Origin of the sequence: Methylobacillus sp. MM3 (assembly GCF_001645185.1) — a bacterium.
In the GTDB taxonomy this organism is placed as follows: domain Bacteria; phylum Pseudomonadota; class Gammaproteobacteria; order Burkholderiales; family Methylophilaceae; genus MM2.
This window is the reverse complement of record NZ_LXTQ01000011.1, coordinates 460,627-476,150: the sequence shown is the minus strand read 5'-3', so window position 1 is coordinate 476,150 and position 15,524 is coordinate 460,627. Positions and strand designations below refer to the sequence as shown.

Genomic DNA, 15,524 nt, shown 5'->3' with positions numbered 1-15,524 from the left:
AGAATGGCGAGTCAAGAAAAGCAACAATTCTTACAACCGCCAGACTCGCACTTCATTAGTTTGCAGCAACCGTAGATTAAATTGTGATTTGACATCAATGAATACGCCTTTTGGCTTTACTTTATCCAGAAGCTCATTCAATGGGATTTCAAGATATTGTCTATGTGCCACGGCTACGACAAGCGCATCCGCTTCGACAAGACTCTCCCACGGAGTAATTTCCACGTCATATTCATGGAGCGCCTCACCAGGATCTGCAACAGGATCGTGCACCTGAACCTCAACGCCGTAGCTGCATAACTCGTTGATCACATCGATGACGCGCGAATTACGCAAGTCGGAACAGTTCTCCTTGAAGGTCAGGCCTAGAACGGTAACTTTGGCGCCCTTAATCGGGCTACCGCACTCGATCATGCGCTTGACCGTCTGTTCGGCGACAAACTTCCCCATGCCGTCATTGATCCGCCGTCCGGCCAGAATCACCTGTGGATGGTAGCCGATCATATCGGCCTTGTATGTCAGGTAGTAAGGGTCAACGCCAATGCAATGCCCGCCAACCAAGCCAGGTCGGAAAGGCAGGAAATTCCATTTTGTTCCAGCGGCTTGCAATACCTCGAGAGTATCAATTCCTATCTTGTCGAAGATGATGGCGAGTTCGTTCATCAAGGCAATATTGAGATCCCGCTGGGTGTTTTCGATGACCTTGGCGGCTTCCGCGACCTTGATGCAGGAGGCACGATGAACGCCCGCCTCGACGACCGATTCGTATAGTGCGGTGACTTTATCCAATGTCTGCGCGGTATCGCCGGCGACCACTTTCACGGTATTGCGCAGGCTGTGCTCCTTGTCACCCGGATTGATACGCTCTGGAGAGTAGCCGACGTTGAAATCCGCTAGCCATTTGTAGCCTGAAGCTTCTTCCAGGATCGGAATGCAAACTTCTTCGGTCGCGCCGGGATAGACGGTGGATTCGTAAATGATGAGCGCGCCGCGCTTCATATATTGGCCGATCATGCGGCTGGCGTTAACCAGGGGTGAGAAATCAGGTTGGTGCGCTGCGTCTACCGGCGTAGGGACGGCGACGATGATGCAATCAGCTTCGGCAAGCAAGGATGGATCGGTGGTGCAAGTCAGATGCACTGCTGCCTGCAATTCCTGGCTGGATACCTCACCGGATGGATCGTGGTGTTGCTTGTAATGCCGAATCTTTTCAGCCGAGAGGTCGAAACCGATCGTTTTTTTCAGCCTGCCAAACGCCACTGCAAGCGGCAACCCCACATATCCCAACCCTACCACCGCAATCGTGCTCATCCAGATATCCATTGTTGAATTTGCGTCATTCTACCGGGGGATTTCAATCTGGAGCAAAAGTTGTAACGACGCGGCTTTCGATCTGGATCGTGCTTTAAAACGTTGCATATCAGTAGATGGTCAGCTACAATTTTATTGTACGATCGTACAATAATTTCGGACTTTTCATGACCGATCCGCAGATCAAACCGGTTCGCCTGTTCATCCATAAAGGCCGTGGAGCCGCCAGCAACGACAACAGCCGTTTCGACGCCCATGACCGGGAAAGCTTCGACGACGGCTGGGGCAGTCTGGATGAGGAGCCGCCGACGCTGCGCACCGAAGTGGCCATCGACGCCACGCGCAAGATCATCACTTACAACGATTCGCCAGATATCCCGTTCGACCGCACCATCAACCCTTATCGGGGCTGCGAGCATGGCTGCATCTACTGCTACGCGCGGCCCAGCCATGCCTATCTGGGACTGTCTCCGGGGCTGGATTTCGAGAGCAGGTTGCAGGCCAAACCTGATGCGCCAGACATATTGCGGCGCGAATTGGCGAAGCCAGGTTACCGCTGTGCGCCAATCGCATTGGGGATGAATACCGACGCCTACCAGCCGATCGAGCGTGAATACCGTATTACGCGTGGCATCCTTGAAGTGCTGGCGGAAACGCGACACCCGGTCACGATGGTCACCAAGTCAGCATTAGTGGAGCGCGATATCGACCTACTTGCGTCGATGGCCGCGCAGCGGCTGACTTCTATTTATGTCACCATTACCACGCTGGATCGCAGCATCGCGCGCAGACTTGAGCCGCGCGCGGCGGCGCCGGAACGACGGCTGGAGACCATCCGCAGGCTGGCGGAAGCCGGAATACCCACCGGTGTCATGGTTGCCCCGGTGATCCCGGCGCTGACCGACCATGACATGGAGCGTATTCTGGAACTGGCTGCTGCAGCGGGCGGAAGTGGCGCAGGCTATGTGCTGCTGCGATTGCCGTACGAGATAGCGCCACTGTTCGAGGAGTGGTTGCAGCGGCATTACCCGCTTAAGGCGGAGCATGTGCTGAGCCTGATTCGTCAGAGCCGCGGCGGCAAAGCCTACGATGCCACCTTCCACACACGCATGAAAGGCGAAGGCCTCTTCGCCGAACTGATCGCCCGGCGTTTCAAGCTGGCATGCGAGCGGCTGGGGCTCAATCGCAGCCGCAACACGCTCGATTGTTCGCTTTTCACCCCGCCTGCCCCGCCGTCTTCATCGCCCCAGCTGCCGCTATTCTGAGAGCGGCTGTCATCTGCCCGTCATGATACGTTGCCAAAGTAGCCGTCGTCCTATGCCATTTATGCCGCCCCATGGAATCATTCTATCAGCGCACCTCCCAAGGCCATCATGAAATCTCGGACCGCAAACTTGGACTGACGCGCTGGCAGCGCGCGACGCTCATTGTGATCGGCCACGGTAAATCACCGGAAGAGATGCGGCACGCGATGCGGCAGATGCCCGAGCGGCTGGACGACGTCCTGCGCATACTGATTGATAAGGAACTGATCACCACCTCGCCAACAACGACCATCCCTGCAAATGCAGCGCAGCTGGAAACGCAAGACGCGGCCAGAGAAATACGCCGTTACCTGCACTACTTGATCGGCATCGTCGAGAATGCCAACGCGGCGGCGGCGCTAAGCTTGACCATCGCGCTCAAGAAAGCCGGCACGCCAGAGGCGATGCACCAGCTTTACCCAAAGTTTCTCGATGCATTGGACAAGATTTGCGGCGGCGAAGAGGCAACACGTTTGTTGCAGAAATTGGCACGCAGCGAAAGCCTACCGGCAGAAGGCGTCAGTAGCCCTCGTTAAAACGCTTGATCAAGCGCCGGTCCCGCTTGGTCGGTCGGCCCATGCCGTGATCGCGCATCGCGTGGTCTGCTTCCTTTGTCAACGCTGCCTGCTCGCGACGCTGACGGCTTTGCTCGGTTTCCTCATAAAGCAAGGATGCTTCCGGGGCGCCACGACGTTGGCCCGACAAACCGCGAACAATCACTTCCCACTCGCCGTCGGAACGGGTGATACGCAGCACCGCGCCCAACTTTACTTCCTTGGCGGGCTTGGGTCGCTCTCCATCGTAGCGAATCTTGCCGCCATCGATAGCATCCGCCGCCAACCCCCGCGTCTTGAAAAAACGGGCTGCCCATAACCATTTGTCGATGCGCACTTTGCCGGCAGCGTCGTCCATCTCTTTATTTGCCATGTTCGTGCTCGCGTGGATGGCCGCTTTCATCGCAAGCCTTGCGATAGTCTTCCAGCGCCTGCTGCGCACGCCCCATCACGGAATCCTCTGGATAGCTGCCCGATTCGTCCGGCACCCCGGCTTCCAGGCCGGTCAGCAATGCAATGCCCTCCAGCACGTGGTCCATCACCAGAATACGGAAGTCGCCGCGTTCCACAGCTTCGAGTACCTCTCCGTCGAGCACGAGATGCGGACCGTTGCGGGCGGGGATGATGGCGCCTTGCGTGCCGTCGAGGCCCAGCTTTCGGCAAGTGCGGAACCAGCCTTCGATTTTTTCGTTGATGCCACCTACCGGCATGACTTCGCCGTGCTGATTGAGTGCGCCTGTGACAGCCATCCCTTGCGGCAAGGCGATACCCGACAGCGCGGAGAGCAGCGCGAACAATTCGGCGCACGAGGCGGAATCTCCTTCCACGCCGTGGTATTCCTGCTCGAATACCAGTGAGGCAGAAAGGCTGAGCGGCGCGAGATGCGCGAATGCCGCCGACAACCAGCTTTGCAGGATGAACACTCCCTTGTCATGCGAGGGGCATGTCATTTCGACTTCGCGGTCGATATTCAGCACGCCCTCGTCGCCGGCATAGGTGCGAGCGGTAATGCGTATCGGCAGGCCAAAGCGATAATCGCCCAGATCGACTTGGGCCAGTCCATTGATCTGACCCGCCACGGCCCCATGCACCCGGATCATCAATTCGCCGGCCGCAATCGATTCCAGCATTTGGTGCTCAGGATAATCGTGACGCTCGCGTCGTGCCGTCAATGCATCCATGACATCTTGCACTGAAACTGCCGCACCGCTCCCCACGCCCCGGCAAAATGCCGCCGCTTCGATGAGCCAGGCTTCCAGTTCGCCCAGCTCCGTGCCGATGTGTCGCTGATCGTCGATGCCGCGTTGCATTTCAAGCAGCAAGCGGGCAACGGCGGCGTTCGAAAAGTGAGGCAAACCGAGATCGCGACAGCGCTGGGCAATAAAAGCCGCAAGAGCGCGGCGCGTTTCGGTGTTGGCTGGAAAGTATTCGGCAAAATCGACCTTGACGCGGAAATGACGCATCAGGTCGGGGTCGTGTTCCTGCAAACCGTAATAGTCTTCGCGCGAGCCGATCAATATCAGCTTGGTACGAATTTCGAGCGATTCCGGTTCGAGCGTCATCGCGGATAATTGACCCGACACGGCGCCCGGCTCCTCGATTTGCAGGCAGCCGTGACGCAAGTAACGCTGCAATTTCTCCCATACCGTGGCGTCGCGCGCCACATCGCGCAGATGCAGCATCAGATACCCGCCATGCGCGCGGTGGAGGTTGCCGGCGCGAATACGCGTGAAATCCGTCGCGAGTACGCCGCTTTCGGCCTGGAAATCGATACCGCCGAACAAGGAACGGAATACGGGATCGTCATCGCGCAGCGCCGGAGCGCCAGCAGTGGCGGAGTTATCCACCAGGATATTGACGCGATAGCGCGACAAGCGCGACTCGATCTGCTCCCGAGCTTCTTCATGCGTCTCGGTAAACAAATCGAACGAACGCAAGGCATCGTCGGCCAGCTCGTTCAGGTAGCGGGAGAATTTTTCCGGCTCCAGCACCTTGTCGGCCATGACATTGCGAACGCCTTCGATCTCGCGCTCGACGACGGGAACGATCGCCTGGCGGCGCAATTGCGTCAGAGCCTTTTCCAGCGTCTCCTCGACGGGCCGCACCGTCTCGAGATATTTGCCGATTTCCGCACGCAGTTCCTGCTCGGCCGTTTCCATCCCAAGACGTTGCTCCGGCGGCAGCGCGAGGACGGCATCGTCCTGCATCGCCAGACCGTTTTCATCCCTGAGTGTAAATACCAGGCGCCCTTCTTCGCGGCGCAACGCAAAATGGCGCGATGCCGCGAAGGCGACCAGATCGGCGTACGCCTGTTCGACAGGCTGTCGGTGGGATTTCCGCAGGCGCTCGCTATCGAGGCGGACGCTCTCTTCGTCCAGCTTGCGCGGAAGGTCGCGGGCGATACGTTCGGAGAAATCTTCCAACGCCTTGCGCAACACGACAGCCTGGCCTGTCTGCAGGCGCAGCGCCAGAGGCCGCTCGGGGTGCTCGAAATTCTGCAGGTAAACAAGATCGGAAACCGCTGGGCGGGCAGCCGCGACCTCTTGCATCAGGCGAAACATCAAGGATGAGCGTCCGCTGCCAGCTTCGCCGAGCACGAAAAGATGATAATCCGGCCGCTCCAGAGACAAGCCAAATCGCGCGGCTTTTTCCGCGCGCTGCTGGCCGATCCAGCCGGATGAAGTTTCCTTGATTTCAGAAGTGTCGTCGAAGCCGAGTTCGGCAAGGTCGTACATCACCGTCAGTTGTGACGGGGCAAGCTCACGCATAGTTATTGGTTTTCCGTCCAGCGTTGTTTGGCCGTGTCATCGCTGGAGCGGGCATCGACCCAGCGATCTCCGGTTTCGGTCCGCTCTTTTTTCCAGAAAGGTGCCTCGGTCTTGAGGTAATCCATGATGAACTCGCAGGCGGAAAAAGCCTCGCCGCGATGCGCGCCGGAAACCACCACCAGCACGATCTGATCGAGAGGCTTCAATGCGCCAATGCGATGAATCACCAGTGCGTCGAAGATATTCCAGCGCTGCCTGGCCTGATCAACAATGGCTTCCAGCGCTTTTTCGGTCATGCCGGGGTAGTGCTCCAGCGTCATGCCGGAGATTTCGGCACCCTCGTTGAGATCGCGCACCTGCCCGATGAAAGCAGCCACCGCTCCGGTATCGGGCCGCGCCAGGCGCAGGCGGGTGATTTCCGCACCGGCATCGAAATCCTCAAGCTGCACCCGAACCATGTCAGCCCCCGGTCACCGGCGGAAAGAAGGCGATCTCGTCGCCATCGTGAAACCCGCTCGTATTTCCGACCAGCTCCTGATTCACCGCGGCGCGCAGGGGACGGCATCCGGTAAACTCCTCCTGCCATGCACCGCCGCGCTGCGCCAGCCAGGCCATTAAGCGCTGAATATCGGTCACGCCATCCGGCACGGCAATTTCTTCTTCGGAGGTGCCGAGCGCCTCTCGCAAGCGAGCGAAATAAAGCAGCTTGACCATCAGATCCCCAGATCTTCGTCTGTAACAGGGCCGCGCTTGCCGCTAACCGCTTCCATCATCAGTTGCATCGCCTTCTGCTTGGTGGCTTCGTCTTCCATCGCTTTCGAGCTGAAGGTAATGCCGAACTTGGCGGCATATTGCTGAATCAGCATGATCACTATGCTATCGTCTTCCATGATTTGTCCTCAAAAAATCGTTATTCCTTGTCGGGGTCGTCCGCAAGCAATTCGGCGGACACTGTCTCGCCTTCCAGTTCTACCTTTTCGATCGCGGCAAATCGCCGGCTGATCTTCTGGCTGGTGGTATGCACGTCCAGCGCGTCCTCATGCGCCTGACGGATATGATCGGCCAACTTCTTCATGCGCTGGTCGAAACGCCCGAACTCCTTGCCGAGCTTGCCGAGTTCGTCCTTGATGATGTGCACCTGCTTGCGCGTTTCCACATCCTTGAGCACGGCCCGGGCGGTATTCAGCACTGCCATCAGCGTAGTCGGCGACACCACCCACACGCGGCGGCTCATCGCGTAATCGACGATATCGGGATGATACGCGTGGATTTCCGCGAACACCGCTTCCGCCGGGACAAACATCACCGCGCCGTCGGAAGTGACGCTGGCAATGATGTATTTGGCCGCAATATCGTCCACATGTTTCCGCACATCGGCCTTGAACTGTTTTTGCGCCAGCAGGCGCTCGGCCTCGCTGATGCCGATTTCGTACATGCGATGATAGTTTTCGAGCGGGAATTTGGAGTCGACCGCCACCGTACCGGTAGGCTCGGGCAGAAACAAGGCGCAATCGACGCGCGTGCCGTTCGGAAGACAATGCTGCATTTCATAGGCAGTGACCGGCAGGATGTTGCGCACCAACGCCTCAAGCTGCACTTCTCCGAAGGCGCCACGCGAGCGTTTGTCGCCCAGCAATTCCTGCAGGCTGACGACGTTGCTGGTCAGGCCATCGATCTTCTTTTGCGCTTCGTCTATGGTCGCGAGGCGCGCCATCACGCTGACGAAAGTCTCATTGGTTTTCTTGAAGCCCTCGTCCAAGCGTTCGCTCACCTTGCCGCCGATCTGTTCGAGGCGGCCATCCACGGTCTTGGTCAGGGTTTCGATGCTGGAGGTCAGTTGCAGCGTAGCGTTACGCATCGTGGACTGGATAAGCTCCTGCTCCGCCTTGCCCTGCTCTGCCAGGGTCTGGTGCAATTTTTCGAGCACCGTTTCGCGGGTCTGCGACAGGCTTTGCGACTGCGAGAGCTGGAGCGCCTGCATTGCATCCCGCGTCTGCTGGAGCTCCTGCGCGACCCCGGCACGAAGCTTTTCGCTTGCATCCGCGGAGGCCGTTCCCAGGCGGTCGCCCAACCGGTTGAGGCCATCATGCAGATCAAGCAACATGGATCGATGCTTTTCCTCCAACTGAACCCGCAACTCGGGGAGCACGTCGCGCTGACGCTTCAACTGCAGCAGCACCCATATCGAAATCGCCAGGCACAGGCTCAGCAGCAACAGAATCAGATAATCGATCATAAAGTTTTCATTTCCTCCGTCGATTATAACTTATGCTCCATATGCGCATCGGCGCTGTCGCTATTTTCATGCCTCAATGATTTATGCGACACTGCCGTCACATTATAAAAATAAGCTGATATGTTGGGACGGGGTCAACCTAAAACTAGAAATGTCTATCAATGACCGAAACGCTCGATTTTTCAGAACTGAAGGCGGCTGGCATGCTGCCTTCGCCGAAAGGGGTTGCCCTGCGGGTCATGCATTTATGCCAGGAAGAAACCGTATCGCTGACTGAGCTTGCAAGCGCGATTCAGACCGATCCGGCGCTTTCAGGGCGTATCATCAAAATCGCGAATTACGTCAATCCGAACAAGTCGCGCCCGATTGCCTCGGTTACGATAGACACCCTGATCCTCATCGGCATCCATGCCGTGCGGCAGGCGGTATTGTGCATGTCGCTGATCAGCAATTATCGCGACGGCCCATGCAAGCTGTTCGATTATGAGTATTTCTGGTCCACCGCCATCGCCAAGGCCAATGCTGCCCAGGCCATCAGCCAGCTGAACCGGGTCGCGCCCCCGGCAGAAATCTTCAATGCCGGCCTGATGTGTGGCATAGGCCAACTGGCGCTGGTAACCGCCCGTCCGGCAAGCTATGGCGAAATCCTGCAGAGCCTGCCGGCAGCCCCGGTCGACATCATCATGCAAGCCGAACTGGAGAGGTTCGGCCTGAACCAGCGCGACATGCTGGTGCTGATGCTGCAGGATTGGGGAATCCCACGCCTGTTCATCGATGCAATGTATTACCACGAGGACCCGATCAGCTCCGGTTTTCCCGAAAATTCACGGATGCTGCGGCTTACCTACACACTGCAACTTTCCGCCCTGCTCGCACATGCCTGCATCCACGGTCAGGAAGACCCAGCCCTGATCGAACAACTATCGATCAGCTGCTCCATGCTCGATATCGACCGCGAACAATTGGAATTGCTGCTCGAACAAACTTCCATGAACTGGATGGATTGGGCCAAGCTCCTCAATGTTCAGACACGACGCTACAATCCTCGTCCCCTGATGATGCCGCCGATCAAGGCTTCTCCCCTCCGAAGCGAGCCCGTGATGGAAACGGTTCAGCCGGCGACTGTAGCTTTACGCATACTGCTCGTTGGTGCCGATGATTCCCAGCGCATATTGCTCGGTAAGTTCCTGACGGCCGCCGGCCATAGCGTCACCACGACCGATAACGGGCTGACCGCATTTGGCATGGCAACCCACGACCTGCCGCAGGTCATCATTTCCGATTGGCTGATGCCAGGCATGGATGGGCTCAAGCTTTGCTCCGACCTGCGTAAAGTCCCGGCCGGCAGCAAGCTTTACTTCATCCTGCTGACGCCCTTTGAAGACGAACGGCGCAAAATGGAGGCCTACGAAGCCGGCGTCGATGAAATCCTGCGCACGCCGATCAATACCCGTCTGCTTGCGGCCAGGCTTCTGGCTGCGCAACGCATCGCCAATTCCAACGCCAATCCGTCCGCTTGATGTTCTCCAACCTACGACTTGCCATCAGCCACTGGTCCGCGGTTTTCGCCCGCCGCTTCCGCAACAATTTTTATTTGTTCCTCGCCGCATTTCTGACCGTGCTGATCGTGCTCGATGCCAGCGTGTTCAATGTCGGCACCAACATGCGTCAAAAGGCCTTCGACTTCACGGTACGGCACCGTGTCGTCCAGCCGGCACCCGATCCGGACATCGTCATCGTCGATATCGACGAAGCCAGCCTGGCGGCGCTTTCCCGCGACTACGGGCGCTGGCCCTGGCCGCGTCAGGTCATGGGCGAGTTTCTGGAACATCTGGAAGCGCAGCAGCCCAAGGCGGTGGTATTCGATATCCTGTTCAGCGACGCCGATGTGTATAACCCGGATAGCGATGCCTATTTCAACGAAGTGGTCGCCGGTACCGACAATACGTTTTTCCCTTTCCTGCGCCTGTCGGAAACGCAGGATCACCTGAGCCAGATCAGCCCAGAGATGATTCCTGGTGTGCAGCGCATCCCTGCGGAAGCAGCAGCCAATATTCCGCCGGCTCCCGGCAACATTGCCGTCGTGCTTCCGCACTTCGAGGCCATGCTGAAACCCGGCCGCATCGGTACGCACAATATTTACCCCGACCGCGACGGCATCGTGCGCGAATACCGGCTGTATCGTGACGATTACGGCTGGCGCATTCCATCACTGCCGCTCGTTGTCGGCCAAGCCATGGGAGACAAAGTGCCGGATCAGGAAAACATGCTGCTCAACTGGCGCGGCGGCCCCTTTACCTATCGCTACGCCAGTTTCAGCGACGTCTATCTGGACATGTCGGCAAAAACGCCCAAGCGCCCGCAAAACGAATTTACCGGCAAGATCGTCATCATCGGCTCCACCGCACCCAGCCTGTTCGACCTCAAGGCCACCGCGATGGCGAAAACCCATCCCGGCGTAGAAATCCTCGCCACCGCCATCGATAACGTCAAGAACGGCGATTATTTGCGTTTCTGGCGTGGCACCCTGCCCTATCTGGCGATGAGCCTGCTTTTGGTATGGCTGACCGCAGCTGCGTTCTACCGCAATGTCGACCGCGATCGCTTCAACAGCATTTTCAGTAGCAGCCAGGTCGCGCTTCTGGCGATCTCCTACATCGGCATCAACCTTACCGATACTTATGTCGACCTGACCGGCCCGGTCACCTGGGCCATCGGCTATTTTAGTATCGCCAAAGTCTACGCGCTTGCTACCGACCGCGCCTTGCAGCGCTGGCTTGCGTTCGGCGTCTCGCCCGGCGAAGAAGGCCTGCAGGCCATACTGATGCCGGTACTGATCGCGAGCCCAGAACCATTGGGCGAAGGCACGCTCAAAAAGATACGCGGTGAGCTGCTTGAAATAGGCAAGATACCGAAAAACGTGGAATCCATGAAGGGCATACAGAGCGGCATCTGGGGCCTTTTCGGCGACATGCTCGTCATCCGCTGGACCTGCGAACATGACAACACTGCGCAAGCAGATCGTATCCGGCAGGAGGCCGCCGGAATCGGCGAGCAGCTTGCGATGGCATTGCGCCGGGCGGGCGTGCCTTCCGACGTTGATGCCCGATACACACTGCATGAAGGCCTGCTTTCGGGCGAAAAGCCGCTGGCCCCGCAATGGCGCGCGCTTTTCGCTCAAGCCATATTGAAACTGGAACACATGCAAGAAGAAAAGGATAAAGCATGAAACATTTAAACACCTTGCTGGCGGCGCTGCTCATGCTGTCCGGCATCGCATTTGCCGGTGAGACCGGCACTGCGCTGAAAAGCGACACCTTGCGTAAAGAGCCCTATGCCGACGCAAAAGCCGTGGGCACGCTGAAACGCAACGACAAGATCGAAATCCTCACCAAGAAAGGTGCCTGGCTGCAGATCAAGGCCGGCAAATCCACTGGTTGGGTTCGCCTGCTGTCGGTCAAACGCGGTACCCAAGGTTCATCGAATGAAGCCGCCGGCATACTTGGCCTGGCAACCGGCCGCAGCGGCACCGGGCAAGTTGTTTCCACGACCGGTGTGCGCGGGCTGAACGAGGAAGAATTGAAGGACGCAAAATTCAACGAAGAGGAAATGAAGCAACTGGAAGCCAGCACCATCAGCGCCGAAGATGGCAAGACATTCGTCACCGCGGGAGGTTTGAAAGCCCGCAAGCTTGATTACCTGCCTCAACCGCAACCGACCAAAGGGAGCGCGCAATGATCAAACATTCACTCCTGCTGGCCGTATTCCTGGCGTCCGCGCCTGCACAAGCCCTCGATCTCGGCGGGGTTCTCAAAGATGCGCTTGATAAGAAACAGGAAGAAATTTCGGCTCCTGCTCAAGCCGATAATCCATCGCAAGCCGAGAACCCATCGCCGGACAAGTCCGAGCCCACCATCAACCTGAAGAAGCCCTCCCGTGCCGAGGAAATCCAAGTGGGTCGCGAAATCGCCGGCAACATTCTTGGCGCCGCGCCGCTGGTCAAGGATCTCGCGCTTCAGAAATACGTCAATCAGGTCGGCCGCTGGGTCGCTTCGCAAAGCGAGCGGCCATATCTTCCCTGGCATTTCGGCGTCATTGAATCCGAAGACCTCAATGCCTTCGCCGCCCCCGGCGGCTACGTGCTGATCACCAAGGGCTTGTATCGGCAATTGAAAAACGAATCGGAACTGGCCGGCGTACTCGGGCATGAAATCGGTCATGTCATCAAGAAACACCAGCTCAAGCTACTGCAAAAGCAGCAATTGCTCAGCATGGGTGCCGGACTCCTCAGCGGCAAGCTGGGCAAGGAAAACCCCACCGTGCAGAAAGTCGTCGGCAGCGGTGCGGAAATCAGCGCCCGCAGCCTGGACAAAAGCGCGGAATACGAAGCCGACCGTATTGGCGTCGTGCTTGCCGGCCGCGCGGGCTATGAGCCCTTCGGCCTGCCGGAGGTGCTGCAGGCCATCGGCCATGCCGGTAAGGATGACGGACGCGTCGCCCTCCTGTTCAAGACGCATCCCCATCCCGATGACCGTCTGACTGCCTTGGGCGATGCCATCGGCAGCCGGCTGGACAAGGTCGAAGGAAAAACGTTGGAGAACAGGTTTTACAAGTTGAAGAACTAGCGTGGATACCACTCTCCTGCTTTGGGTACTAGCGGTCAGTCTGATCATTACCGGACTGGTTGGCATCGTGTTGCCGCTGCTACCCGGCGCGCCGCTGCTGTTTCTGGGACTGGTGGCCGCCGCCTGGGCCGAAGACTTCGTTTATGTCGGATATGGAACCCTGGGCGTCCTTGCCGCGCTCACCGCCCTTATCTATGTCGTCGATTTTCTCGCCGGCATTCTGGGCGCCAAGCATTTCGGCGCGAGTCCGCGAGCAATGATAGGTGCCGGGATAGGTGCGATCGCGGGTATTTTCATGGGCTTCATCGGCATCATTATCGGGCCTTTTCTCGGCGCGGTTATCGGCGAACTATCCGTGCGTCGCGAACTCACCGCAGCCGGCATGGCCGGCCTCGGAACAACAATAGGGCTGCTGCTGGGCGTAGCAGCAAAAATCGCCCTGGGTCTGACGATGGTGGGAATTTTTGTTCTCGTAAGGTTTTTCTAACCGTTAAAGAAATAATAAAAAGCCCGGCAATGCCGGGCTTTTTATTTGCTGCGATTCTAAACTTTTCCGCAATCAGACCTTGGCGGCCTTCTTGCGCTCGTGCTCTTGCAGATGGCGCTTGCGTAGACGCAGCGACTTTGGCGTGATTTCCACCAGTTCGTCGTCGTCGATAAATTCGACCGCGTATTCCAGCGACATCAGGATAGGCGGAACAAGGCGCACGGCTTCGTCGGTACCGGATGCACGCACGTTGGTCAGCTGCTTGCCCTTGATAGGGTTTACCACCAAGTCGTTGTCGCGGCTGTGAATGCCGATAATCATGCCTTCGTACAGCTTGTCACCTGGGTTGACGAACATGCGGCCGCGATCCTGCAGCTTCCACAGTGCGTAAGCGACAGCATCGCCCTGCTCGGAAGATATCAGCACGCCGTTGCGACGGCTCGGCATGTCGGCCTTGAGCGGAGCGTATTCGTCAAAAATGTGCGCCATCAGGCCGGTACCGCGAGTCATGGTCAGGAATTCGCTCTGGAAGCCGATCAGGCCGCGTGCCGGAATACGGTATTCCAGACGGGTACGACCATTGCCGTCGGATGCCATGTTCTGCAGCTCGCCACGGCGGCGGCCCAGCTCTTCCATTACGGCACCCTGGCATTCGTCTTCCAGGTCAACGGTCAGGATTTCATACGGCTCGCACTTCTGGCCGTCGATTTCCTTGAACACGACACGCGGCTTGCCGACGGCGATTTCATAGCCTTCGCGGCGCATGTTTTCCAGCAGGATGGTGAGGTGCAATTCGCCGCGACCGGAAACACGGAAAACGTCGGCGTCCGCAGTGTCTTCAACCTTCAATGCAACGTTGACCAGCAGTTCGCGCGTCAGGCGATCGCGAATCTGGCGGCTGGTGACGAACTTGCCTTCGGTGCCGGCCAGCGGCGAGGAGTTCACCATGAAGTCCATGGTCAGCGTCGGTTCGTCCACCGCCATCAGCGGCAGGCCCACCGGATTTTCGCGATCGGCGATGGTGACGCCGATGCCGATTTCGTCCAGACCGGAAATGATGATGATGTCGCCGGCTTCGGCTTCTTCCACCGCGATGCGCTCAAGACCTTGGAAGCCCAGCACCTGATTGATGCGGCCGGTTGCCAGTTGCTCGTCGCCCTTCATCACGGTGACTTGTTGGCCCGGCTTGATACGGCCGTTCAGGATGCGGCCCACGCCCAGGCGGCCGGTATAGCTGGAGTAGTCCAGCGCAGAAATCTGGAATTGCAGCGGTGCGTTCGGATCGCCCTGGGGCGGTTCAACGTGCCTCAGCACGGTTTCGAACAGCGGACGCATGGTGTCGGAAGGTATCTTCATATCCAGTGTAGCGAAACCGTTCAATGCGGAAGCGTACACCACCGGGAAATCGAGTTGCTCGTCGGTTGCGCCAAGGTTGGCGAACAGATCGAAAGTCTGGTTGATCACCCAGTCGGTGCGTGCACCCGGACGGTCCACCTTGTTGATCACGACGATGGGCTTGAGGCCCAGTGCCAGCGCTTTCTTGGTGACGAAGCGGGTTTGCGGCATCGGGCCTTCCACCGCATCGACCAGCAGCACCACGCCGTCCACCATGCCCAGCACGCGCTCGACTTCGCCGCCGAAGTCGGCGTGTCCCGGCGTGTCGACGATGTTGATGTGGGTACCTTCGAAATTGACCGCGGTATTCTTGGCCAGAATGGTAATGCCGCGCTCCTTTTCAAGATCGTTGGAGTCCATCACCCGTTCGGCGACTTGCTGGTGGGCGGCGAAGGTGCCTGCCTGCTGCAACAGCTTGTCCACCATGGTGGTTTTGCCGTGGTCGACGTGGGCGATGATGGCGATATTTCTGAGGTCGCGTGACATGTAATTGAACCGTATTGGAAAAACCCGGCATTCTAGCACATCGCGATCATTGGAATTACCATTCAACATAATGGCTAGTCACTCCATGTATAACCATCCATCGCGCCAGACGCCTGGGGAAATCGCAAAATATTGATTGACAAGCCGATTTTTACACTTATAATGCGCGCTTCGTCGCAGTTCTACTGCTTTGACGATTCATCGCCCTGACCCCTCTAGAAGTCGTCTGTTACTTCTCTTGTTTTTACCGGTTAGCGTCGATGCCTGAGCGCCGGTAAGAATTCAATCCAGAATTCCGTGCCCCTTTCTGTCTTGCGACAGAGCTGTGCCTGCTTGCGTATTTACTGTTCCTCTCGTT

Annotated in this window: 15 protein-coding genes; 7 read left to right on the top strand and 8 right to left on the bottom strand. The window is 57.9% G+C overall.

Annotation, left to right across the window (positions count from 1 at the left end; all coding sequences use genetic code 11):
* Nucleotides 1-30 precede the first annotated feature (30 nt).
* Nucleotides 31-1,311, bottom strand: coding sequence for a nucleotide sugar dehydrogenase (locus A7976_RS06550; protein ID WP_067109185.1), 1,281 nt, complete (start codon nucleotides 1,309-1,311; stop codon nucleotides 31-33).
* A gap of 167 nt (nucleotides 1,312-1,478) precedes the next feature.
* Here A7976_RS06550 and A7976_RS06545 point away from each other — a divergent pair, with 167 nt between their 5' ends.
* Both A7976_RS06545 and A7976_RS06540 read left to right on the top strand, forming a co-directional pair.
* Nucleotides 1,479-2,576: a PA0069 family radical SAM protein gene (locus A7976_RS06545; protein ID WP_067109182.1), complete on the top strand. Its 1,098-nt coding sequence runs from the start codon at nucleotides 1,479-1,481 to the stop codon at nucleotides 2,574-2,576.
* Between the two features lie 71 nt (nucleotides 2,577-2,647).
* A complete protein-coding gene (locus A7976_RS06540) occupies nucleotides 2,648-3,151 on the top strand; it encodes a hypothetical protein (RefSeq protein WP_067108909.1) in 504 nt (167 codons plus the stop codon).
* On the opposite strand, the gene A7976_RS06535 is transcribed toward A7976_RS06540, so the two are convergent.
* Genes A7976_RS06535 through A7976_RS06515 form a run of 6 tightly spaced genes read right to left on the bottom strand, consistent with a single transcriptional unit; the run spans nucleotide 3,135 to nucleotide 8,173 of the window.
* The gene (locus A7976_RS06535) at nucleotides 3,135-3,542 is read right to left on the bottom strand and encodes an RNA-binding S4 domain-containing protein (RefSeq protein WP_067108906.1); all 408 of its coding nucleotides are present in this window, start codon (nucleotides 3,540-3,542) and stop codon (nucleotides 3,135-3,137) included. The genes A7976_RS06540 and A7976_RS06535 overlap by 17 nt on opposite strands.
* Nucleotides 3,532-5,937, bottom strand: a complete 2,406-nt coding sequence (locus A7976_RS06530; protein WP_067108903.1) for a Lon protease family protein — start codon at nucleotides 5,935-5,937, stop codon at nucleotides 3,532-3,534. The genes A7976_RS06535 and A7976_RS06530 overlap by 11 nt, the downstream gene beginning before the upstream one ends.
* 2 nt (nucleotides 5,938-5,939) lie before the next feature.
* Entirely contained in the window at nucleotides 5,940-6,395 is a 456-nt protein-coding gene (gene moaE, locus A7976_RS06525; protein WP_067108900.1) for a molybdopterin synthase catalytic subunit MoaE, read from the bottom strand.
* Between the two features lies 1 nt (nucleotide 6,396).
* Nucleotides 6,397-6,651 (bottom strand): molybdopterin converting factor subunit 1, encoded by a 255-nt coding sequence (gene moaD, locus A7976_RS06520; protein WP_082878017.1) that lies wholly within the window; start codon nucleotides 6,649-6,651, stop codon nucleotides 6,397-6,399.
* Nucleotides 6,651-6,827, bottom strand: coding sequence for a hypothetical protein (locus tag A7976_RS15160; RefSeq protein WP_165601726.1), 177 nt, complete (start codon nucleotides 6,825-6,827; stop codon nucleotides 6,651-6,653). Before A7976_RS15160 ends, moaD begins: the two co-directional genes overlap by 1 nt.
* 20 nt (nucleotides 6,828-6,847) lie before the next feature.
* A complete protein-coding gene (locus A7976_RS06515; protein WP_067108894.1) occupies nucleotides 6,848-8,173 on the bottom strand; it encodes a DNA recombination protein RmuC in 1,326 nt (441 codons plus the stop codon).
* A gap of 161 nt (nucleotides 8,174-8,334) precedes the next feature.
* Here A7976_RS06515 and A7976_RS06510 point away from each other — a divergent pair, with 161 nt between their 5' ends.
* From A7976_RS06510 to A7976_RS06490, 5 genes are read left to right on the top strand one after another with little or no spacing between them, the layout of a single operon-like run.
* A complete protein-coding gene (locus A7976_RS06510) occupies nucleotides 8,335-9,693 on the top strand; it encodes an HDOD domain-containing protein (protein ID WP_067108891.1) in 1,359 nt (452 codons plus the stop codon).
* Nucleotides 9,693-11,402: a CHASE2 domain-containing protein gene (locus A7976_RS06505; protein ID WP_067108888.1), complete on the top strand. Its 1,710-nt coding sequence runs from the start codon at nucleotides 9,693-9,695 to the stop codon at nucleotides 11,400-11,402. The genes A7976_RS06510 and A7976_RS06505 overlap by 1 nt, the downstream gene beginning before the upstream one ends.
* Nucleotides 11,399-11,911, top strand: a complete 513-nt coding sequence (locus A7976_RS06500; protein WP_067108879.1) for an SH3 domain-containing protein — start codon at nucleotides 11,399-11,401, stop codon at nucleotides 11,909-11,911. The genes A7976_RS06505 and A7976_RS06500 overlap by 4 nt, the downstream gene beginning before the upstream one ends.
* Nucleotides 11,908-12,798, top strand: coding sequence for a M48 family metalloprotease (locus tag A7976_RS06495; protein WP_067108876.1), 891 nt, complete (start codon nucleotides 11,908-11,910; stop codon nucleotides 12,796-12,798). The genes A7976_RS06500 and A7976_RS06495 overlap by 4 nt, the downstream gene beginning before the upstream one ends.
* A gap of 1 nt (nucleotide 12,799) precedes the next feature.
* Complete coding sequence (locus A7976_RS06490; protein WP_067108874.1) at nucleotides 12,800-13,285, top strand: DUF456 domain-containing protein; 486 nt, start codon at nucleotides 12,800-12,802, stop codon at nucleotides 13,283-13,285.
* A gap of 72 nt (nucleotides 13,286-13,357) precedes the next feature.
* On the opposite strand, the gene typA is transcribed toward A7976_RS06490, so the two are convergent.
* Nucleotides 13,358-15,166 carry a translational GTPase TypA gene (gene typA / locus A7976_RS06485; protein ID WP_067109179.1) on the bottom strand — a complete coding sequence of 603 codons (1,809 nt, stop codon included), beginning with the start codon at nucleotides 15,164-15,166 and terminating at the stop codon, nucleotides 13,358-13,360.
* Nucleotides 15,167-15,524: the final 358 nt, after the last annotated feature.

Excerpts from the sequence above, each read along its gene's own strand:
- A7976_RS06550 (WP_067109185.1), bottom strand. The coding sequence starts at position 1,311 with ATGAGCACGATTGCGGTGGTAGGGTTGGGATATGTGGGGTTGCCGCTT.
- A7976_RS06495 (WP_067108876.1), top strand. The coding sequence starts at position 11,908 with ATGATCAAACATTCACTCCTGCTGGCCGTATTCCTGGCGTCCGCGCCT.
- A7976_RS06540 (WP_067108909.1), top strand. The coding sequence starts at position 2,648 with ATGGAATCATTCTATCAGCGCACCTCCCAAGGCCATCATGAAATCTCG.
- A7976_RS06505 (WP_067108888.1), top strand. The coding sequence starts at position 9,693 with ATGTTCTCCAACCTACGACTTGCCATCAGCCACTGGTCCGCGGTTTTC.
- A7976_RS06510 (WP_067108891.1), top strand. The coding sequence starts at position 8,335 with ATGACCGAAACGCTCGATTTTTCAGAACTGAAGGCGGCTGGCATGCTG.
- A7976_RS06535 (WP_067108906.1), bottom strand. The coding sequence starts at position 3,542 with ATGGCAAATAAAGAGATGGACGACGCTGCCGGCAAAGTGCGCATCGAC.
- A7976_RS06545 (WP_067109182.1), top strand. The coding sequence starts at position 1,479 with ATGACCGATCCGCAGATCAAACCGGTTCGCCTGTTCATCCATAAAGGC.
- moaE (WP_067108900.1), bottom strand. The coding sequence starts at position 6,395 with ATGGTTCGGGTGCAGCTTGAGGATTTCGATGCCGGTGCGGAAATCACC.
- A7976_RS06530 (WP_067108903.1), bottom strand. The coding sequence starts at position 5,937 with ATGCGTGAGCTTGCCCCGTCACAACTGACGGTGATGTACGACCTTGCC.
- A7976_RS15160 (WP_165601726.1), bottom strand. The coding sequence starts at position 6,827 with ATGGAAGACGATAGCATAGTGATCATGCTGATTCAGCAATATGCCGCC.
- A7976_RS06515 (WP_067108894.1), bottom strand. The coding sequence starts at position 8,173 with ATGATCGATTATCTGATTCTGTTGCTGCTGAGCCTGTGCCTGGCGATT.
- A7976_RS06500 (WP_067108879.1), top strand. The coding sequence starts at position 11,399 with ATGAAACATTTAAACACCTTGCTGGCGGCGCTGCTCATGCTGTCCGGC.
- typA (WP_067109179.1), bottom strand. The coding sequence starts at position 15,166 with ATGTCACGCGACCTCAGAAATATCGCCATCATCGCCCACGTCGACCAC.
- moaD (WP_082878017.1), bottom strand. The coding sequence starts at position 6,651 with ATGGTCAAGCTGCTTTATTTCGCTCGCTTGCGAGAGGCGCTCGGCACC.